Raw genomic sequence first — 18,631 nt, forward strand, 5'->3', positions numbered from 1 at the left:
ATACTAAAAAAAGGGAATGCAAAAAAAGGTGTGTTCCTACAAAAAAGGATGACTCTAAGTGAAAACAAAAGTAAAGTCAACAGAAGCTTCCATTGCCAGTGCAACTGGTAAACTATTAAGAAGCTATTTCGGTAAAGGACCCGGGGCATTATATGTATCCTTAGCCCATTCCTATTTAACGATTTATCTAAAAGACTTTATAACTCCGATGGAGAGTGTGTTACTCGAAAAAACAAAACATAAAAATAGAACAGGCACGAGATGTCGTCATGAATAAATGTATTCCTGAGCTAAAAAGGATATGGCAAAACGAATTTGGAATTACTGTACTACAACTTTATTATGATTGGAATTTAACAAACAAAAGCGGCATTCTATTTGCAGAAATAAAAGCAACACATATTATGAACAACTCCAGCTCGCTTTCAAACGAAGAAAGGACAGGAATTCATCAGGAGATAGAACGCTTTACAGAAAAGGCACAAAAAGCGCCTCGCAATATAAAGTCTGTTCGTTTAAATGAGCGAACCATTGTATCGAAGCGAGAGGATATCCTCGTTACCATTGAGAAAGAGCTCATTTCCTCCGGCTTTGAAGAAGAGTTAAGACTTTCTAAACGAAAGCTGGAAAAAAATATTATGGACAGAGAATATTTGGAATCCATTTTAAATCAACAAATGGAGGATATATTTGTTGATTGGAATTTCCATCATGACATAGGCTATGTAGTAATGATCCTACAAGCTGTATAGATACATGAACTGGCAGGAATGTCGAGACATTAGCGCTTGGACATAAACCGAAAAGGAAGCAAACCTTTTCGGCTTTTTTAATAAAATGAAATCAATCGTTGAGGGCTTTTCCCCCACTGGTTGCTACTACCACTAGGGTATGAATCGCCTTTGTACAGAATCGAGCGTTGCTGGCAGTTAACCTCCTGATTTCCCTGGGGTTCATTTGAAACATGGAAGGGTCGGTCTTACTGCTAGTTACATGCCAAGGTAAATGGAGACAGTTATCATCTTCAACAAGTAAAGGGAGAGGTTGCATGTATCGAATAGTTGCAATTGGACATAATCGGGTACGGGCTATCATCGCAGTAAATGAACAAGAGATGATTTTTGAAACTTATACAGAAGCGGAGAAATATCTTTTAGAAGCAAAAAAGGCAAATGTTATACCAGACAATTATAAATTGACTATCGAAAAACAATAAAGTGAAGCTTCATTCAGTGAAGGTTTTATCACCAGCTAATTGATGTGCCAAAAGGGTATGACTAATGGAATCTAAACAGGATCGGCTATTTGACTTGTGCTTTAAAAAAATGCTTCCGTCCAATTTTTGTAACATTGGATGGAAGCATAGAAGCAATATATGAAAACACGTTAGTCTTCCGGTTTATTTCTCTGAATCCTTCACCCGCTCTTCGTCTTTTACTGTAGCCTTCTTATCACTTGAAGAGAACCAACCAATGACAGCAATTCCTACAAGTACCACATAGAATATGACTTTCCATAAGGTTGAATGTGGAAAATCATGTGGGATAAGTGCGATATCTTCATGTGCAAGTACAATCAAACTAAGCTTCACACCAACCCAGCCGACAATAACAAAAGCAGCCACTTCTAAACCAGGTCGTTTATTCAACAATCCTACAAATATATTTGCCGCAAATCGCATAATAATTAACCCAATCATACCACCGGCAAACACGACTAAAAACTGTGCTGTATCTAGACTTCCTATATGACCTAATTCTGTTGCTGGCAAGGCAACGGCTAGTGCTACAGCAGCTAAGATAGAATCGACTGCAAAAGCAAGATCAGCAAACTCAACTTTCAACACGGTCATCCAAAAACTGCTTCCCTTTTTCTCCTTTGTCTGCTTGTCTTCTTCCACTCCTTTTCTCGGTTTAAACCGGTCATATAAATGTTTCAGAGATATGAATAGTAAGTAAAGCGCACCGAGTGCTTGTACCTGCCAAACATCAACTAAAAACGAAATAACGAATAATGATCCAAACCGGAGAACAAACGCACCAGCTAACCCGTAGAATAATGCTTTTTTACGCTGTTTTTCAGGTAAATGCCTCACCATAATCGCTAAAACAAGCGCATTATCTGCAGCCAACAGTCCTTCTAAACCAATAAGCACAACTAACACCCATAAATATTCGATCAGTAAATCAACGCCCATTCCTTATCTTCTCCTTCCTCTATGGCGATCGAAACTTTTCCAGTTAGGAAAAACCCCATCCGTGCTATAGCTCGCATACATTAGCCAAAAACAACAAATAGTGTAGCAAAGCTATAAAAAAAGGTTCCTACCAACCGGTAAGAACCACCAAAAACAGACCCTTACCAGGATTGGTAAAGGTCTCGCTAACAACGATCGTTGCCAATTCAGCCGGAGAATGATCTCGTAATGACGACTAAAATTGTACAGCTACTCCCCTTTATAAAAACTTGTTCAAAAAGATTTATCATAAAGATACTGCATGACAAAAAATAATCTCTTGAACATTTATTTATAGGAATAAAATCACTTTATTATTAAACCTCTTCTGAGGAGAAATGTCAACTATTAATTTACCAGATTACACCTCAATTGTTGCTTGCAAAATTTTATCCATGGAAGCTTGTAATGTTGCCAATTTATCTTTACTATCCGCTTCACTCGTTCCACGTACACCAAAATAACATTTAATTTTTGGCTCTGTTCCAGACGGGCGTAAGCAGATCCAACAATCCCGTTCCAAAATATACTTCACCATATTCTCTTTGGGCAGCTCGATGTTTTCGACTTGACCATCTTTAAATTTCCTTGTACCGGCCAAATAATCTTCTGTTTGTTCTACCTCCAGACCCCCAAATTTTTGTAAAGGCTCATTACGTACATAATCCATAATCAAACGAATTTTTTCTGAGCCTTGCTTTCCTTTTAGGGTGATAGATTGCATATTTTCAAAATAATAACCATGGCGAGCAAATAGTTCATATAAAGCATCTAAAAGTGTCTTGCCCTGTTGCTGCCAGTAGTACGCCATTTCACAAGCAATCATTGAAGCTTGTACTGCATCTTTATCACGAGCAAAGCTGCTAATTAAATACCCATAGCTCTCTTCATAACCAAAAACAAAGGATTCGCCTGTGCTATCAAACTCTCTAATTTTCTCACCGATAAATTTAAAGCCAGTTAATGTATTCAATGTCTTAATACCATAGTAATCAGCAACTGCCTTACCTAACTCAGATGTGACGACAGTCTTAATCATGCGTCCGGTTCTTAATAGCGCTTTGTCACTATGAGCTAGTAGATAATCTAGCATCAATGCCCCAAGCTGGTTGCCCGTCAACACTTGGTAATCACCTGCACTATTTTTCACTGCGACACCTAGTCTATCTGCATCTGGATCTGTAGCAAGTAGAATGGTTGCATTGGTTTGTTTACCTTGTTCAATAGCCATCGTAAATGCTTGGTGTTCCTCAGGATTAGGCGAAGCAACAGTTGAAAACTCTGGATCTGCAATCGCCTGCTCCTTTACCACGTGAACATTTGTAAAATTCAACTGTTTTAACCCTTTAGGTACGAGCTGAGAGGCAGTTCCATGTAACGGAGTAAAAACAATTGGCATCGTCTTTTCTTTAGCCATTTCATCTGCTGACCATTTTGAAATGCCCTGCAGCTTATCTAAATAAGCATTATCAATTTCATCTTTGATCCAATTGATTAACTCCTGCTCTTCTAATTCGTCCTGTTCCAAATAGGGAACAGATAGCTCATCCTCTACCTGATTAATATACGTAATAATTTCTGAGGCTTGACTCGGTGTAATTTGCCCACCATCTTCGTTATATACTTTAAAGCCATTATACTCCGGTGGATTATGGCTAGCTGTAATCATTACACCGGAAACGGTGCCTAAGTAACGTACAGCAAATGATAATAAAGGTGTAGGTCTTAAAGAAGAAAAAACATAGGCGGTAATTCCGTAAGCACCCAATACTTTAGCTGTTTCTAAAGCAAACTCCTTCGACATATGCCTCGAATCATAAGCAATGACAACGCCACGATCCTTTACATTTACAGTATGCTCCAGCAAATAGTTTGCTAGACCACTTACGGCTTTGCGAATCGTATAAACGTTCATACGATTTGTTCCTGCTCCCAAAACTCCCCGCATGCCACCAGTACCAAAGGTTAATTCTTTATAAAAAGCGTCCTCCAATGCGACAGGATCCGCTTTCAGTTGTTTCAGTTCCTGTTTTAAATTCGGTTCTAGATTTTGATATGAATCCCACTTTTCAAAAGTACGTTCCCAGCTCATCATTCACTTATCCTCCAACATTTTTATCTAAACGAGGAGTTTCCTATTCATTTTCATTTAATCATCGAAATTCCTCGCTGCGCCGACTAATAGTTAACTGCAATCAGTCAGTTTTTCTTTTTTACCTTCATACTATACGAATTTTAGCATATTTTCACTAATTATTCTATGGCAACCCTTTCATGTTTACATCCGCTGGAAAATGGTTAAACTTTACTAATATAGTATAAAACTCTTTTTTGCTCCCATGCTTTTCATCAGAATAATTAAACATTTAATTCACTCCCCAAAAGGTCACTTGGTCATTTTTGATACGAAATATAGTATATGGTGATTTAGTAAAACTACATCATATTGTGGTTTTTGGACAGTCATTTTTTAGAAAACACCCTTTGTGGTGGTAACGAACATTTTGTTTCTCGTACGTATTTCTTAATGTTAGCACATTTCTATATAAGAGGCTTATACATAAGACCCAAGTCTACTGGATAAAAGCAACGTATTTCAGTTTTCAATTACAAGATATACTTTCTATTTTTGGCATAAACAAGTAAAATAATGATATATGAACTCGGGAAAGTAGGGATGCACGTGGTAAATAAACGCTGGTTTCAATTTTTTGTGTTTTTTATTTTAGCTTTCACTTTAATTCTATTAATCTCGGTCACAGACTTTATATTTTTTCCCTTTATAAAAATAGTTGGTTCTGTAGCAGTACCTATTATCGGTGCTGGTATCCTTTACTACTTAACCAAACCTTTAATGTATTTTTTTGAACGTCTAAAAATCAATCGGATTATTTCGATAGTTCTTGTTTTTGTCGTGATGATACTGCTTGGTGTATTTGTATATATGTATATTGCGCCGATTGCGCAACAACAATTCCGCAATTTAATTGATAATGTTCCAAAAATGGTAGACTGGGCACAGGATATGATTTCCTTATGGCAATCTAATCAAACAGCTATTCCTGACCAAGTGAATAAGGCAATTAACGATTTTACCAATAATTTACAGTCGCATATTGACAGTGTTATCAATTATCTGTTTGGATTTATCGGGCAAATTATCGGCTTTGTTACATCATTAGTTCTTGTTCCTTTTTTCCTATTCTTTATGTTAAAGGACGGAGAAAAGCTAGTACCGTTTATTACGCAAATTTTTTCCAAAAAAAAGGCAGCCAATATACGTGCATTACTTTCCAAGCTCGATGCTACATTAACTTCTTTCATCCAAGGCCAATTAATTGTCAGCTTCGCTGTAGGAGTTTTATTGTTTATTGGCTACTTAATTATCGGCTTAAATTACTCTCTGACACTTGCATTGTTTGCTATGGTTATGAATGTTATTCCATTTGCGGGTCCGTTTATTGCTGTCATCCCTGCATTAATCGTTGGAGCCTTTCAGGAGCCAATTATGGTTGTTTGGGTAGCATTAGTAATGATTGCAGCACAGCAAATAGAAAGTAATTTAATTTCGCCAAATGTGATGGGGCGTGCACTAGATTTACATCCACTAACGGTAATTACGGTTATCTTGGCGGCTGGAAGCATCGCTGGCTTCTTAGGTATTCTGTTTGCAGTCCCATTCTACGCAGTAATTAAAACGATCATTCTTCATTTTTATCAAACATATGTAGATTCCAAAAAGAATAAAGAAGATGCGCTTATTTAAACATCTATAGCGAGGTCTGATTAAACAGACCTCGCTTTTTTGTTTCATACGGTTGTCCCACGTATAACTGACAGCAAGAACTGCTATTCTTTGCTTTGGATTGTTCCTATGCAGGTTCATTGATGGTTTAACTGTTCTTCCATTCTACGAGGCGAAGCCCAGTAGGAAGAGCGTAGGTTCCAACAGTAAGTTAAATGAACCCTTGTTTGACCAACATAACTTCTCGTTAGTAAGTGAAAACAAATCTTTTTAAATCCGTTTAACTACCTTCTTCACAGCAAGCTTCTTTAACTACATCGAAATCTATACACCATTGCGGATCCAACTTTATAGTAGCCAATTTTCTGATATATATAATTAGAAATCGGATTGGATACATCTGTGTACAAGCTACAAAACTGATACCCTTTATTAAGCAACTGCTGGCTTAATGCTGCAACTGCACTTGTAGCATAGCCATTTCCTTTAAAGTGGTCTGGTGTAAACACGGCATTAATAGCAGCTCCGTTCCTCGTCTTTCTTGAGCAATTAGCCATGGACACAAGTTGGTCATTTATCCGCCAAAAGAAAGCAGATTGCTCCTTAATAAACCGCCTTGCTATTTGCTCTGCACGTTGTAAGGAGATCTCTTCGCCAGCTTGCTTACCAAATTGTTGCAGCCAATCTATTAATAGGGGCAGATCCTGCTCTTTTGCCACAATTAGTTCTCCAGTCTGCCGAGCATGCTTTTTCACCTTATCTAGCTGGTAAATAAGTTCACGCATATGTACGGAGGCAGTACAGCCTGTAAGCTTTCCCCATTCCGCTGCAAAAGTAGTAGCGTACGATTCCGGACCTATGACACCAGGAACTCCCCAACCTCTGTTCCATAGATGTTCCACAATACATTGTACCGTCTCTTTGTCCATATTGCCTTCCAAATCAGGAAGTACCCAATTATGTGGTGGCGTACGTAAAAATGGATAGAGTAATTGACCATCCTTTTCTACCCATCCTAAATAACAGTCTCCCTGCTCCTGTTGCAAACGTTCCAAAATGCCAAGCATTAAATTATTACACGCTTCTTTCTTTAACAGCTCTTCTTCTACCATGTCCAGATAGTACTGTAATGACTTTGTAAATCGAACTTCCATTCAAGCCCCCCCCCCCCGCAAGAATTCTTTATAATATACATCGTTTTCCCTGTTTTGTAAACTTCATTTTCGTTACACTAGTGATGAGGAGGGATATGGAGATGACTCGAAAACAATTACAGGATAAGCTAGATGAATTAAAATCAGACTACGTACGAATACAAGGTGATTTAGATAAGCTGGAGTATGTACGCGGAAGAGTATCCTCGGCAGAGGAACAACTAATTCGCTTAGAAGGGGAAATTGCAGAAGTGCATCGGCAGTTGGATGAACTAAACACGTATCAGGACATGTCCTAATACTATGAAACGTCCTGTATAAAGTAATCAATCAGTACACGCTTTTACCACTCACTATTTATTAGATGAACATACGAGCAGTTGACTCGCAGTTAGATTCCCCGCGTACTGCCCAGTTACATGCGGTATAATCGAAAGAAGGAAGCTAATTAGCTTCCTTCTTTCGATTGACCATTACGCTGTATTTCCAGCTTTGCTTGGATTTTCGCTTTCTCTTTATTTGCTGGTGTCAAACTGACAATTCGATCTCCCACAGCGGGGACTGTCCGCATTTCTTCCGAATAAAACTTCAATTGCCCAGATGGCTTAATCAAATATAGAAATACGGTCGAATCATCTTTATCTGCTAAATATTGTTTGTAATTATATTGAGAGGTTAATGTTGTCTGTCTAAATACGTAGTGATTATCTAATTTATCGAGTAAATCTTCCATCGTAAATTTCTTATCAAACAGAATTCGGCCGCCTACTCTTGACACGACCTCTGATGTATCGCCACTAATTTGATCTAATGGACTTATTTTAAACACATTTGTTCTTCCATACTCTGGCATAAAAGTCGTACACACTAATGAATTAAATGCGTGATCATCGGTTGCTGCCAATAGATATTCATATGGAATGGTGTCTAAATTATATTCTGTCTGTTCCGACAAAATATTCCCGTGATAAAAGTTAATTCCTGCTTCTCGTACAGGACGCAGTTTTTCCCACGAGGAATCCACAATAATAACCGGGAAATCTGCTTTTGAAAGAGATTTAGCTAATTCTACCGTAAACCGATTGGCCCCGACAATAATTGCCCCAGGCCTTCCTTCCATGGATAGATGCAATTTCTTCGACAGCCAGCCGATAGAAAAACCATGTGCCACAACGGTAAAGAACACAAGCCCAAAGGTGAGCGTGGTTAAAATTTGCGCATCTTCATAACCTTGTTCTGCCAAAACTCCGGCAAAATAACCAGAAACCGTTAATGCCACAATCCCTCTTGGAGCAATCCAACCAACTAGTGCTTTTTCATTAAATGATAAGCTGGTTCCAATTGTGGAAAGGAAAATAGATAATGGGCGCACAATAAACATCATAAGCAGCACATAACCAATAATATTTGGACGGAATATGTGCAACAACGTTTCTATTTGCAAAGAAGCTGTCAACATAATGAAGATTGTCGAAATAAGCAGAATCGAAATATTCTCCTTAAAGTGACGCATATCGGAAATAGAACTAATCCCCATATTCGCCAGTGTTATTCCCATTGCTGTAACAGATAAGAGCCCCGTTTCATGAACGATTTCATCAGCTATTGTAAAACAAAGAATAACTACAATTACTACAGCAGGAGACTTTAAAAATTCTGGTATATGGCCGGTTTCAAACATCCAGCCAATTCCTCGTCCGCAAGCCCAGCCAAAGATGGCAGCAAATATGGAAGCGGCAAAGAATAATAATAGTTTGGCTACATCAGGATCTGATGCAGTTAAAAAGGTAATGATTTCAAAGGCAAAAACTGCAAGCAATGCACCGATTGGATCAACAATAATGCCTTCCCACTTTAAAATTTTTGCTGGTCTAGCTTTTAATTTTGACTGACGCAAAAGCGGCATAATAACGGTTGGACCGGTAACAATAAATAAGCCACCAATAACGAAGGCGACAGCCCAAGAAAGACCAGCAATATAATGTGCTGTTAAAGAACCTAGAATCCAGGCAATAAACGCCCCGACCGTTGAAATACGGAATACGGGTTTACCAAGTCCTCGTAATTCTTTAAAGCTTAAATTTAAACTCCCCTCAAATAATATAATTGCTACTGCAACCGAAATGATCGGACTATATAAACTGCCAAAGTCTTCTTCAGGGTTTAAAAAGCCCAAAATAGGTCCTGCCAACAGTCCTGTTATCGACATTACGACAATCGCAGGCATGCGATAACGCCACGCAATCCACTGTGAGCCAATCCCTAAAAGACCTATTAGCATGATTTCAAATAGTAATGATGGTACCATGTTATACCTCCTTGAACTAAAATATTATCGGTAAAGCTCCAGTTAATTGGAGGTATAGCAATGCTCCTCCAATCATAATACCCTTAACTATCGCTTTTAAATTGAAGGAGCAGAAGAATGAACTGCTTGCTTATAAATAGAGTTGTAAACCCATTTTCTTAAAACTCTGGTCTAAATTGTAAACCGGCTGCAAATAGCACGTGTTCACTTTTCATTTACCTTATCCGTTCAAAACATAAAACGATATTTTGGTCTTTCGAGCATCTTTTAAAAACGGGATAAATGAAACATTAAGCTAAAAACATTTTAAAGGGGAAAAGGGAGAATGTAAACAATTTTAAACAAATAAGTCTTAAAACATATAATTGCAAACTTTTTTTCTTTTCATGATGTGATCCAGCAATTTGTTATTTCATGGAGTTTTAGGTTTCATAAGTAGTTGAAAAGATGACGTTAAAAGCTTGGTACGTTTTTTATCCTGCATGTAACTTACAGTAAGAGCTATGCGTTCATTCATGCGGTGAAATATGAGTACGCCGGATATCCAACTTTAAGTCAAATGTCCGATCCGATTCAGAAGTCCTTGTTTATGCCTCTGCGGTACGAACAATCATAAAAGCCCTCCACTGTTGACGTTTCACTTTATCCTTTAAAGGATAAACCGTCTTAAAGGTACGAAGCAACTTTTATAGAAGGAATTAATTATACTTAGCATATACCGAGTACCCATATCTCATGATGAATGTGACAAGGATTTTTTAACCTTTTCTTTTATGTTCGTTGACATAGAAAACCGTTTACTGTTAAGATAATGACTGCTTTGTTATATTTTCAAACTACCGACAATAAAGGGCGAAAAATTCAGATTATATTGTCATTTTCATTTTTTTATTTGCTGGCAGCGGGGTAGCATTATTATTGTCTGTTAATTCACAAAAATAGAACCTTTGCTTTGCTTATATGAAAGGTGCGGCCTATACATTCGGAGGGAACGAACATGAAAAAAGACACATTTATTATTGGTTTTATGTTATTTGCTTTATTCTTCGGTGCTGGTAACTTAATCTACCCACCTGTACTAGGTGTAGCTTCAGGTACATCTTTTTTCCCTGCTATTGCAGGATTTGTAATTACTGGGATTGGAATACCCATCCTAGCTGTTACAGCAATTTCATATGTTAAAAACGACGCCAGAGAACTAGGAAATGATGTTCATCCTTTATTTGGTCTGATCTTTACCTGCCTCGTTTATTTAGCAATTGGCCCATTCTTTGGTATCCCGAGAGCAGCTACAGTTGGTTACGAAATGAGCATTGAGCCGCTTTTGAATGAAACGACACCATGGTCTTTATGGTTATTTACAAGTATATTTTTTCTCGCGGTTCTTTTAGTTAGCTTAAACCCATCCAAGATGGTTGATCGAATTGGACAGCTACTAACACCTATCCTATTACTTTCTATTGCAGCCCTAGTCATTGGTGGGTTCATTTTATTTGATCAACCCCTATCCTCGGCTTCCGAAGATTATGCCCAAACCCCCTTTTTCACAGGGTTTATTGAAGGATATTTAACGATGGATGCAATTGCTGCACTTGCATTTGGTATTATTGTTGTACAAACTTTTAAGGAGCGGGGGTTATCCACAAAAGGGGAAATCATCAAAGCAACCTTAAAGGCTGGAGCAGTTGCCGGGGTTGGACTAGCTACAGTCTATACAACGATGGGATGGATTAGTGCCAAAATGCCAAATGGGGATACATTTACAAATGGTGGAGAAATATTATCTCAAGCGGCCACACAAATATTTGGTACGTCAGGTACGTTATTATTAGGAATTATCGTTACATTGGCATGTTTCACAACGTCCGTAGGGCTTGTCGTTGCTGCTTCTCAATTTTTTTCAAAAATCAGTCCTCTATCCTATAAGTGGCTGACTGCAATTATTACACTGGCAAGTTTTATCATTGCGAACCAAGGTCTAAATACGATCATTCGTTTTTCCGTCCCTGTACTTGTATTTTTGTATCCAATCGCCATCGTCCTAATCATCCTTACATTCATGCGGTCAATGTTCAAAAATAAACAAGCTGTTTATCGAGGCGCTATCCTTTTCACAAGTATTGTTAGCTTATATGATGGATTACAAGAATTAGGCGTGCAAATGCCTGTTGCCTCTGAATATATGGCATTACTTCCCTTTTCAAATATTGGTTTAGGGTGGCTATTTCCTGCTGTAATTGGCAGTTTAATTGGGTGGGCACTGTCGAAACTACGGAATCAATAACAAAGAGGTAGAGTAACATATTAGCCCTCACTTATTCCAAATTAAAGTAACAGAAAAATCCCCACTTTAAGAGTAGAGAAATTGTCACGTAGTTATAAGCATTGCGACATCTATATTCTCGATTTGTTGGACCTACAAGTTGTGGGATCATAAGAGGCTTGGTACAGAAAAAGCGTTTTTCTTTTCAAGGAAACCACTACTGATTGATGTCTTACTTTATTTCTAATCTATCATTACTACTTATTCATGAAGCAAAATATGTTAAGATGGATGAGGTAAAGGAGGAAATCGAAAATGGGCGTACGTGAAGAAAAACTATTACAAACCTATTTTGGTTACCAACATTTTCGTCCAGGTCAAAAAGAAACGATTGACTTTATTATAAATGGGAAAAACATTCTTGCTGTTATGCCCACAGGGGGTGGAAAGTCACTTTGCTACCAAATTCCCGGGTTAGCTTTAGAAGGAACCGCCATTATTATTTCCCCGCTCATCTCATTAATGAAAGATCAAGTAGATGCATTGCAAGCTTTAGGAGTTACGGCTACGTATATTAATAGTACTTTATCTCCAGAGCAACAACAGACCTGTTTACGAGATATTTCGTTAGGGAGATATAAGTTTGTATATGTGGCTCCCGAACGATTTGAATCTAGCTTTTTTATGCGTGTGTTACGCCGCATACGAATATCCTTAATAGCTTTTGATGAAGCCCATTGTATTTCTCAATGGGGGCATGATTTTCGCCCCAGTTATCGCTCAATCATTCCGCAGTTGCAAAAACTCCCCCGTCAGCCAGTAGTGATAGCATTAACGGCAACAGCAACTACAGAAGTGATTCAAGATATTCAGCAGCAATTACATATTGAAAATGTGGTGAATACAGGTTTTGAACGGGAAAACTTAGCGTTTCATGTCGTAAAAGGAAAAGCTAAGCGCAATTATATTGCTTCTTTTTTAAACGAACGAAAATCAGAATCTGGCATTATTTATACAGCTACAAGAAAACAGACAGATACGCTTTACGACCAGTTGAAAGCTCAAGGTTATTCTGTAGCAAAGTATCATGCTGGTTTAACGGAATTGGAAAGAAAAAGAGCACAATCTGCCTTTATTCATGACGAAAAACAGCTAATGATAGCAACGAATGCGTTTGGAATGGGAATTGATAAATCAAACGTTCGTTTTGTCATTCATTATGCCATGCCGATGAATATTGAATCATACTATCAGGAAGCAGGCAGAGCAGGCAGAGATGGAGAAGCAAGTGATTGTATTCTGTTATTTTCACCACAGGATATTCAGTTGCAAAAATTTCTAATTGAACAATCCAATATGGACGAACCTGGTAAACAAGCAGAGTACCGAAAATTGCAAGCAATGACCAATTATTGCCACACACATAGCTGCTTAACAGCTTATATTCTAGATTATTTCCATGCTTCCTCCGAAACGAAATGTGGGCGTTGCAGTAACTGTGTAGAGCGTCAAGAGAAAGTCGATATGACAGAAGAAGCGCAAAAAATTCTCTCCTGCGTAAAACGAATGGGCGAACAGTTTGGCGTTGGAATGACTGCCAAAGTACTGAAAGGCTCCAAAGATAAGAAAATCAAACAATTTCGGTTGCATACTTTATCCACATACGGCATTCTTTCCGCCTATACAGAAAAGGAGCTTACCGAATGGATCCAGTTTTTAATTGCAGAGCAATTGTTGGCGACCGAAGAAGGAAAATTTCCTACACTAAAACTGAATCAGCAATCTGTCGACGTTTTAAAGGGGAAAAGGAAAGTCTGGATGTTTACCGCCCCTATTCCGGCAAATGAAACGGCGGATTATCATGAAGATTTATTTACTGCTCTAAGACAATTACGAAAACAACTGGCTGAGGAACAAAATGTACCGCCCTACATTTTATTTTCAGATGCCACGTTAAAGGAATTAAGCAGATATTTTCCGACTACAAAAGAAGCGATGTTATTGGTTAAAGGGGTTGGCGAAAGAAAATTCGATCAATATGGGGAAGCTTTTTTAACCGTTATTCAAAAATGGCGCGAGGAACATCCTGACGTACAAAAAGTGATTCCGATTCAAGAGCCAAGACCAGCAAAGAAGTCTGTTCACAAACAGGATGACCGACCAAGCCATTTAATCAGTTATGAGCTATTTCAATCAGGGAAAGCGATCAAAGACATTGTAGCTATTCGCGAGCTTTCTGCCCAAACCATTGAAAATCATTTATTTAAAGCCTTTAAGGAAGGGTACCCGATCGCATGGGGAGTATTTTTCACTTCTCAGGAAGAGGAAGCCATTTTAACTGCTCGCAAAGAATTAAAAGAACCGAAGCTAAAACCTTTAAAGGAATCCCTTCCAGACACATTTGATTATACGAAAATCAAGGCTGTATTAACGAAAAATGGTTATTTATAATGTAAACCTTCAATCAATAACTTTTATCCTTCCTTGATTGTTAGTACCCAAAGTTATGAGTTAAAGGTCTATAAACAGAAGTGAGCATTTAACTTGCAATTGAACCCTTCTCACTTAATCTCTTGGACTTTGCCTCAGAGAACCGCTGTGGAAATCTTCATCTTAGTGATATGCGAGATAGCAAACAACAGCAACCATTCCGTAACTGTATAAACGGAGTAGTTGCTGTTTTTACGTTTAAAAAGGATAAGACGGACGGAAAAATGTGAACTGCTAATTTTCCCGCCTGTTGAAAACCTTTTCCTATTCATTCGTTTTCCATGCCCACGTCCCATTACGAAACACCGGCTCTGTTGTACCATCTGCAAACATACCATCAATATCAAGCTGTTCTGACCCAATCATAAAGTCCACATGGCTGAGACTATCATTCACTCCATGTCGATCCAACTCTTCCTCATTCATTTTGGAGCCGCCTTCTAAGTTCGTTGGGTAAGCTTTACCAAGCGCTATATGGCACGAAGCATTCTCATCAAACAATGTATTATAGAAAATTAACCCAGACTGTGAGACCGGAGATTCGTGAGGGACAAGAGCAACTTCACCAAGACGCTTGGACCCTTCATCGATATTTAATAAGTGTTCTAGCGTTTCTTGTCCTTGCTCTGCTTTAAAATCAACGACTTTTCCGTCTTTAAACGTTAATTGAAAGCGATCGATCAAGCTACCTCCATAATTCAGCGGCTTGGTACTTGCTACTGTTCCGTTTACGCCATACTTGTGCGGCAAGCTAAACACTTCTTCCGTAGGCATGTTTGGATTGAAGGTAACACCATCCTCTGTTTGTGCAGAGCCACCTTTCCAAATGTGTCCTTCTGGAAGCTCCATTTCCAAATGTGTTCCTGGCGCTTTAAAAATTAGCTTCTGGTAACTTTTCTTATTTAGAATTTCCCTTGCTACACGCAAAGACTCATTATGTGTCTCCCAAGCAGCAACAGGATTTTCCTGATCTACTCGCACTATTTTCACAATTGCGGCCCATAGGCTTTCAATAGCATCTTCTCGCGACTTATCTGGAAAAATCTTTTGTGCCCAATCTCCTGTAGGGATGGAGATAATCGACCAAGCAATTTTATCATTCATCGTATATTTACGGAATTTTTTCATTGCTTCTGCTCCTGCTTTATTCGCTTTTGCCACTCGAGAAGGATCAATGCCTTGCAATAAATCTGGGTTCGTCGAACGAATATTCAAGATTGCTGCTCCATCTTCAGCAAAGCTATTATGCAACATTACTTTCCATTCTGGAAAATGAGCAATCACTTCGTCCGGAGCATATTCAAATTTTAATCGTGTAAGTTCATCATCCACCCAATTAATATGTACGTCCTTCGCCCCCATTTCATATGCTTTGCGCACAACGATTTTTGTAAAATCTGCCCCCTCTATGGGTGCATTAATCATCAAAGCTTGCCCTGTTTGTAAATTAACTCCTGTGCGGAGTGCCAATTCTGCATATTTTTCTTGTGTTTGTTGTGTAACCATTGTCTACCTCCATGTTAATAAAATAGTAATACCATTATTATTTCACAACTTCATGAAAAATTCCAAAGCCGAACTAATTATAAGCCGGACAGAGACCTAACCGCTAACTTTACGCAAAATATAAAATATGCTACTCTATAAACAAGTTACTTTTCGTAATAACTGTTAATTTATTGGAATTGATACCAATTGAGGTGATAATGAATGGATAATTTATGTCCACGTTTTGAAAAAGCTATGGGGCTATTAAGCACAAGGTGGGTCGGACTAATTCTGTTTGACTTACTTAAAGGAAAGAAGCGTTTTTCTGAAATGGAGGCTGATTTGCCGATCAGCGGTCGCTTGTTGTCTGACCGACTTAAAATGCTAGAAAAAGAAGGAATCGTCACAAGGGATGTCTACTCCGAATTCCCTGTTCGCATTGAGTATTCCCTATCTGAAAAAGGCAAGGCATTAGCCCCAGTCATTCAAGAAATTCAACACTGGGCAGAAGAGCATGTTTCTGCTGACGATGTTGACCCGGAATGTTAACAAACCGTTTTTAAAATCTTTAAACCATATTCTCCGGCTTGAAACATTCATTTATTTTACACGACGTATCATATTTAATAGTGATTATTCCTATTAAATCTTATTTTTACAAACAGGAGCGCATCCCATGGGATGCGCTCCTGTTTTAATGATGCCTTATTTAGAGTGATCTGCTTGATCTCTTCCCCAATATTCAATACCATCCTGGTTATCTAATACATCGCGGTAAAAGACCGGATCCTTCCCTTGCTTCCGCTGCCTACGATAGTCTTGAAGCACTTGATTAGCAATTTTAAATAATCTGGCTATTGCATACAAGTTAATCAAAGCCATAATCGCCATAGTTAAATCGGCTAACGACCAAACAAAATCAAAGGAGGCTATAGCTCCAAACGCCACCATGACCAAAGCGCCAATTCGATATAAAAATAATCCTATCTTACTGTCTCGAATATACGTAATATTCGTTTCACCATAATAATAATTTCCTAAAATCGAACTATACGCAAATAGTAAAATGGCAACAGCAATGAATCCGCCTGCCCAATCACCAAAGTGAAAAGCAAATGCATTTTGCGTTAACTGGATTCCATCTGCTTTACTACCTTCAAAGCCACCTGCTGTAATAATAACAAACGCCGTTGCACTACAAATTAAAATGGTATCAAAAAATACACCTAAAGCCTGAATCAGCCCCTGTTTAGCAGGGTGTGTAACTTCTGCTGTTGCTGCAGCGTTGGGCGCACTTCCCATACCTGCCTCGTTGGAAAACAAACCACGTTTAATCCCCCAGGAAATAGCTGCACCAAAACCACCACCAGCAACTTCACGAATTCCAAATGCATTGGAAAAAATAAAGGCAAACATATCTGGAATTGCAGTAATATTTGCGATTAAAATATATATCGACAACACCAAGTATAAAATAGCCATCACCGGTACAATAACTTGGGATACATTCGCGATACTTTTTAATCCCCCAAAAATAACGACAGCTGTAAATACAAATAAAATAATTGCAATAATATTTTTGTCAATTGCAAATTGGTTCTCAAACGCTAAACTAATTGTGTTTGATTGAACAGAGTTAAACACTAATCCATACGTAAACGTTATTGTAATCGCAAATACCACAGCAAGCCAACGACTCTTTAGCCCTTTTTCCATGTAATAAGCTGGACCACCGCGATATTGATTCTCATGAGGCACTTTATACACTTGTGCTAGTGTACTTTCTACAAATCCTGATGCAGCGCCAACTAAAGCAATGACCCACATCCAAAATACAGCTCCTGGGCCTCCAGATGCGATAGCTGCTGCTACTCCAGCCATATTCCCGGTCCCTACTCTTGAAGCAGCACTAATAGCAAACGCTTGAAACGAAGAAGTCCCCTTTTTACCGGCAGCACTTATAGTTCGTTTATCTAAAATCACCCGAAACATTTCAGGAAAGTACCGAAATTGGACAAATCCTGTTTTAATGGTAAACCATAAACCTAATCCGAGTAATACAGTTATTAAAACATACGTCCCTAATACATCATTTAATTTCCCAACCAATTCTTCCAGTAATTCCACTACTTGTTCCTCCTTTTGTTTACGATGTGTATCATACCCCATCATAAACACACGTAACTTTTAGAATAATAAAAATAGTCCGCCGTCAATCTCCTCCTCAAAATAAAGTAATCTTCTGCCAATGAGGATTTCTTCTATCCCCCACTGGTTGTCCCACCGCAGCATATAACCTAACCGCTTCTGAAGCGGGGGTCTTACAGCACCTTATATGCGGGATAAAAACAATTAACCCCTAAAAAATGAAACTTCCTTATTATTTGTTATCCTTCCATTTTAACCTAGAATCTTGTTTAATTCCATGGGTAATCTGTGCCAAAAACTTCAGCAAGTTCTTTTGACTGCTCCCGTCGCCGCTTTCTATGCTCAGCCCGTTCTGCTGCTGACGCATGAAGCTTTTGTTCATGTTCGGTTTCCGGAATCACACTTGGGACCGGTCGAGGCTTGCCCTCTTCATCTATTGCTACAAACGTCAGAAATGCTGTTGAACAAACTTTCCTTTTCCCCGTCCGCAAATCTTCCGTTACCGCCTTAACAAACACTTCCATTGAGGTATGATGTGTCCAAGTAACGAATGCTTCCACACAAATGGAATGTCCCTCTTTAACAGGGGCTAAAAAATCGACCGAATCGGTGGAGGCAGTAACGACAGGCATGCGAGCATGTCTAGATGCAGCAATTGCAGCAACGTCATCCATATACGCCATCAGCTTTCCGCCGAACAAGGTGCCATACGTATTCGTATCTGGTGGCAATACATAAGATGTTTTTACAGCTAAGGAATTCGTGCAAGTTCTTTTTTCCATTTTACTCCTCCTAAAAG

The 18,631-nt window shown here is 38.6% G+C and carries 15 protein-coding genes; 8 read left to right on the forward strand and 7 right to left on the reverse strand.

Going from position 1 to position 18,631, the window contains the following annotated elements:
* Window positions 1-58: 58 nt before the first annotated feature.
* The 3 genes from KBP50_RS20115 (at window position 59) to KBP50_RS20125 (ending at window position 1,216) form a co-directional block, all read left to right on the forward strand.
* Window positions 59-277: a Na-translocating system protein MpsC family protein gene (locus KBP50_RS20115; protein ID WP_050350912.1), complete on the forward strand. Its 219-nt coding sequence runs from the start codon at window positions 59-61 to the stop codon at window positions 275-277.
* The gene (locus KBP50_RS20120; RefSeq protein ID WP_050350911.1) at window positions 270-752 is read left to right on the forward strand and encodes a Na-translocating system protein MpsC family protein; all 483 of its coding nucleotides are present in this window, start codon (window positions 270-272) and stop codon (window positions 750-752) included. Before KBP50_RS20115 ends, KBP50_RS20120 begins: the two co-directional genes overlap by 8 nt.
* Before the next feature lie 296 nt (window positions 753-1,048).
* Window positions 1,049-1,216 (forward strand): hypothetical protein, encoded by a 168-nt coding sequence (locus KBP50_RS20125; RefSeq protein WP_156875303.1) that lies wholly within the window; start codon window positions 1,049-1,051, stop codon window positions 1,214-1,216.
* Window positions 1,217-1,399: 183 nt separating this feature from the next.
* Here the strand turns inward: KBP50_RS20125 and KBP50_RS20130 are convergent, their stop codons facing one another.
* Together KBP50_RS20130 and KBP50_RS20135 are read right to left on the reverse strand one after the other, a co-directional pair.
* Window positions 1,400-2,197 (reverse strand): TerC family protein, encoded by a 798-nt coding sequence (locus KBP50_RS20130; protein ID WP_050350910.1) that lies wholly within the window; start codon window positions 2,195-2,197, stop codon window positions 1,400-1,402.
* A 400-nt stretch (window positions 2,198-2,597) separates the two neighbouring features.
* On the reverse strand, window positions 2,598-4,331 hold the full coding sequence (locus KBP50_RS20135; protein ID WP_050350909.1) for a phospho-sugar mutase: 1,734 nt from the start codon (window positions 4,329-4,331) through the stop codon (window positions 2,598-2,600).
* Window positions 4,332-4,913: 582 nt separating this feature from the next.
* On the opposite strand from KBP50_RS20135, the gene KBP50_RS20140 reads away from it, so the two are divergent.
* Window positions 4,914-6,002: an AI-2E family transporter gene (locus KBP50_RS20140; RefSeq protein WP_249664735.1), complete on the forward strand. Its 1,089-nt coding sequence runs from the start codon at window positions 4,914-4,916 to the stop codon at window positions 6,000-6,002.
* A 287-nt stretch (window positions 6,003-6,289) separates the two neighbouring features.
* On the opposite strand, the gene KBP50_RS20145 is transcribed toward KBP50_RS20140, so the two are convergent.
* Window positions 6,290-7,135, reverse strand: coding sequence for a GNAT family N-acetyltransferase (locus tag KBP50_RS20145; protein ID WP_050350907.1), 846 nt, complete (start codon window positions 7,133-7,135; stop codon window positions 6,290-6,292).
* Window positions 7,136-7,236: 101 nt separating this feature from the next.
* Between KBP50_RS20145 and KBP50_RS20150 the strand changes: the two genes are divergently transcribed.
* Window positions 7,237-7,434 (forward strand): SE1832 family protein, encoded by a 198-nt coding sequence (locus KBP50_RS20150; RefSeq protein ID WP_050350906.1) that lies wholly within the window; start codon window positions 7,237-7,239, stop codon window positions 7,432-7,434.
* 149 nt (window positions 7,435-7,583) lie between these two features.
* Here KBP50_RS20150 and KBP50_RS20155 read toward each other — a convergent pair whose 3' ends face one another.
* Window positions 7,584-9,443: a cation:proton antiporter gene (locus KBP50_RS20155; protein WP_050350905.1), complete on the reverse strand. Its 1,860-nt coding sequence runs from the start codon at window positions 9,441-9,443 to the stop codon at window positions 7,584-7,586.
* 997 nt (window positions 9,444-10,440) lie between these two features.
* Between KBP50_RS20155 and brnQ the strand changes: the two genes are divergently transcribed.
* Together brnQ and recQ are read left to right on the forward strand one after the other, a co-directional pair.
* Window positions 10,441-11,727 carry a branched-chain amino acid transport system II carrier protein gene (gene brnQ, locus KBP50_RS20160; RefSeq protein WP_050350904.1) on the forward strand — a complete coding sequence of 429 codons (1,287 nt, stop codon included), beginning with the start codon at window positions 10,441-10,443 and terminating at the stop codon, window positions 11,725-11,727.
* 294 nt (window positions 11,728-12,021) lie between these two features.
* Window positions 12,022-14,157 carry a DNA helicase RecQ gene (gene recQ, locus KBP50_RS20165; protein WP_050350903.1) on the forward strand — a complete coding sequence of 712 codons (2,136 nt, stop codon included), beginning with the start codon at window positions 12,022-12,024 and terminating at the stop codon, window positions 14,155-14,157.
* A gap of 303 nt (window positions 14,158-14,460) precedes the next feature.
* Here recQ and KBP50_RS20170 read toward each other — a convergent pair whose 3' ends face one another.
* Complete coding sequence (locus KBP50_RS20170) at window positions 14,461-15,702, reverse strand: aminopeptidase (RefSeq protein WP_050350902.1); 1,242 nt, start codon at window positions 15,700-15,702, stop codon at window positions 14,461-14,463.
* A 204-nt stretch (window positions 15,703-15,906) separates the two neighbouring features.
* Between KBP50_RS20170 and KBP50_RS20175 the strand changes: the two genes are divergently transcribed.
* Window positions 15,907-16,233 (forward strand): winged helix-turn-helix transcriptional regulator, encoded by a 327-nt coding sequence (locus KBP50_RS20175; RefSeq protein ID WP_050350901.1) that lies wholly within the window; start codon window positions 15,907-15,909, stop codon window positions 16,231-16,233.
* Between the two features lie 156 nt (window positions 16,234-16,389).
* Here the strand turns inward: KBP50_RS20175 and KBP50_RS20180 are convergent, their stop codons facing one another.
* Window positions 16,390-17,811 (reverse strand): alanine/glycine:cation symporter family protein, encoded by a 1,422-nt coding sequence (locus KBP50_RS20180; RefSeq protein WP_050350900.1) that lies wholly within the window; start codon window positions 17,809-17,811, stop codon window positions 16,390-16,392.
* A gap of 290 nt (window positions 17,812-18,101) precedes the next feature.
* Window positions 18,102-18,614 carry an acyl-CoA thioesterase gene (locus KBP50_RS20185; RefSeq protein WP_050350899.1) on the reverse strand — a complete coding sequence of 171 codons (513 nt, stop codon included), beginning with the start codon at window positions 18,612-18,614 and terminating at the stop codon, window positions 18,102-18,104.
* Between the last annotated feature and the right edge of the window lie 17 nt (window positions 18,615-18,631).

The sequence above is a fragment of the Virgibacillus pantothenticus genome (assembly GCF_018075365.1).
Lineage (GTDB): Bacteria > Bacillota > Bacilli > Bacillales > Amphibacillaceae > Virgibacillus > Virgibacillus pantothenticus.

What these genes read in the sequence shown, in the direction of transcription:
- brnQ (WP_050350904.1), top strand. Translation starts at nt 10,441, where the DNA reads ATGAAAAAAGACACATTTATTATTGGTTTTATGTTATTTGCTTTATTC.
- recQ (WP_050350903.1), top strand. Translation starts at nt 12,022, where the DNA reads ATGGGCGTACGTGAAGAAAAACTATTACAAACCTATTTTGGTTACCAA.
- KBP50_RS20120 (WP_050350911.1), top strand. Translation starts at nt 270, where the DNA reads ATGAATAAATGTATTCCTGAGCTAAAAAGGATATGGCAAAACGAATTT.
- KBP50_RS20130 (WP_050350910.1), bottom strand. Translation starts at nt 2,197, where the DNA reads ATGGGCGTTGATTTACTGATCGAATATTTATGGGTGTTAGTTGTGCTT.
- KBP50_RS20175 (WP_050350901.1), top strand. Translation starts at nt 15,907, where the DNA reads ATGGATAATTTATGTCCACGTTTTGAAAAAGCTATGGGGCTATTAAGC.
- KBP50_RS20135 (WP_050350909.1), bottom strand. Translation starts at nt 4,331, where the DNA reads ATGATGAGCTGGGAACGTACTTTTGAAAAGTGGGATTCATATCAAAAT.
- KBP50_RS20140 (WP_249664735.1), top strand. Translation starts at nt 4,914, where the DNA reads ATGCACGTGGTAAATAAACGCTGGTTTCAATTTTTTGTGTTTTTTATT.
- KBP50_RS20150 (WP_050350906.1), top strand. Translation starts at nt 7,237, where the DNA reads ATGACTCGAAAACAATTACAGGATAAGCTAGATGAATTAAAATCAGAC.
- KBP50_RS20125 (WP_156875303.1), top strand. Translation starts at nt 1,049, where the DNA reads ATGTATCGAATAGTTGCAATTGGACATAATCGGGTACGGGCTATCATC.
- KBP50_RS20155 (WP_050350905.1), bottom strand. Translation starts at nt 9,443, where the DNA reads ATGGTACCATCATTACTATTTGAAATCATGCTAATAGGTCTTTTAGGG.
- KBP50_RS20145 (WP_050350907.1), bottom strand. Translation starts at nt 7,135, where the DNA reads ATGGAAGTTCGATTTACAAAGTCATTACAGTACTATCTGGACATGGTA.
- KBP50_RS20185 (WP_050350899.1), bottom strand. Translation starts at nt 18,614, where the DNA reads ATGGAAAAAAGAACTTGCACGAATTCCTTAGCTGTAAAAACATCTTAT.
- KBP50_RS20170 (WP_050350902.1), bottom strand. Translation starts at nt 15,702, where the DNA reads ATGGTTACACAACAAACACAAGAAAAATATGCAGAATTGGCACTCCGC.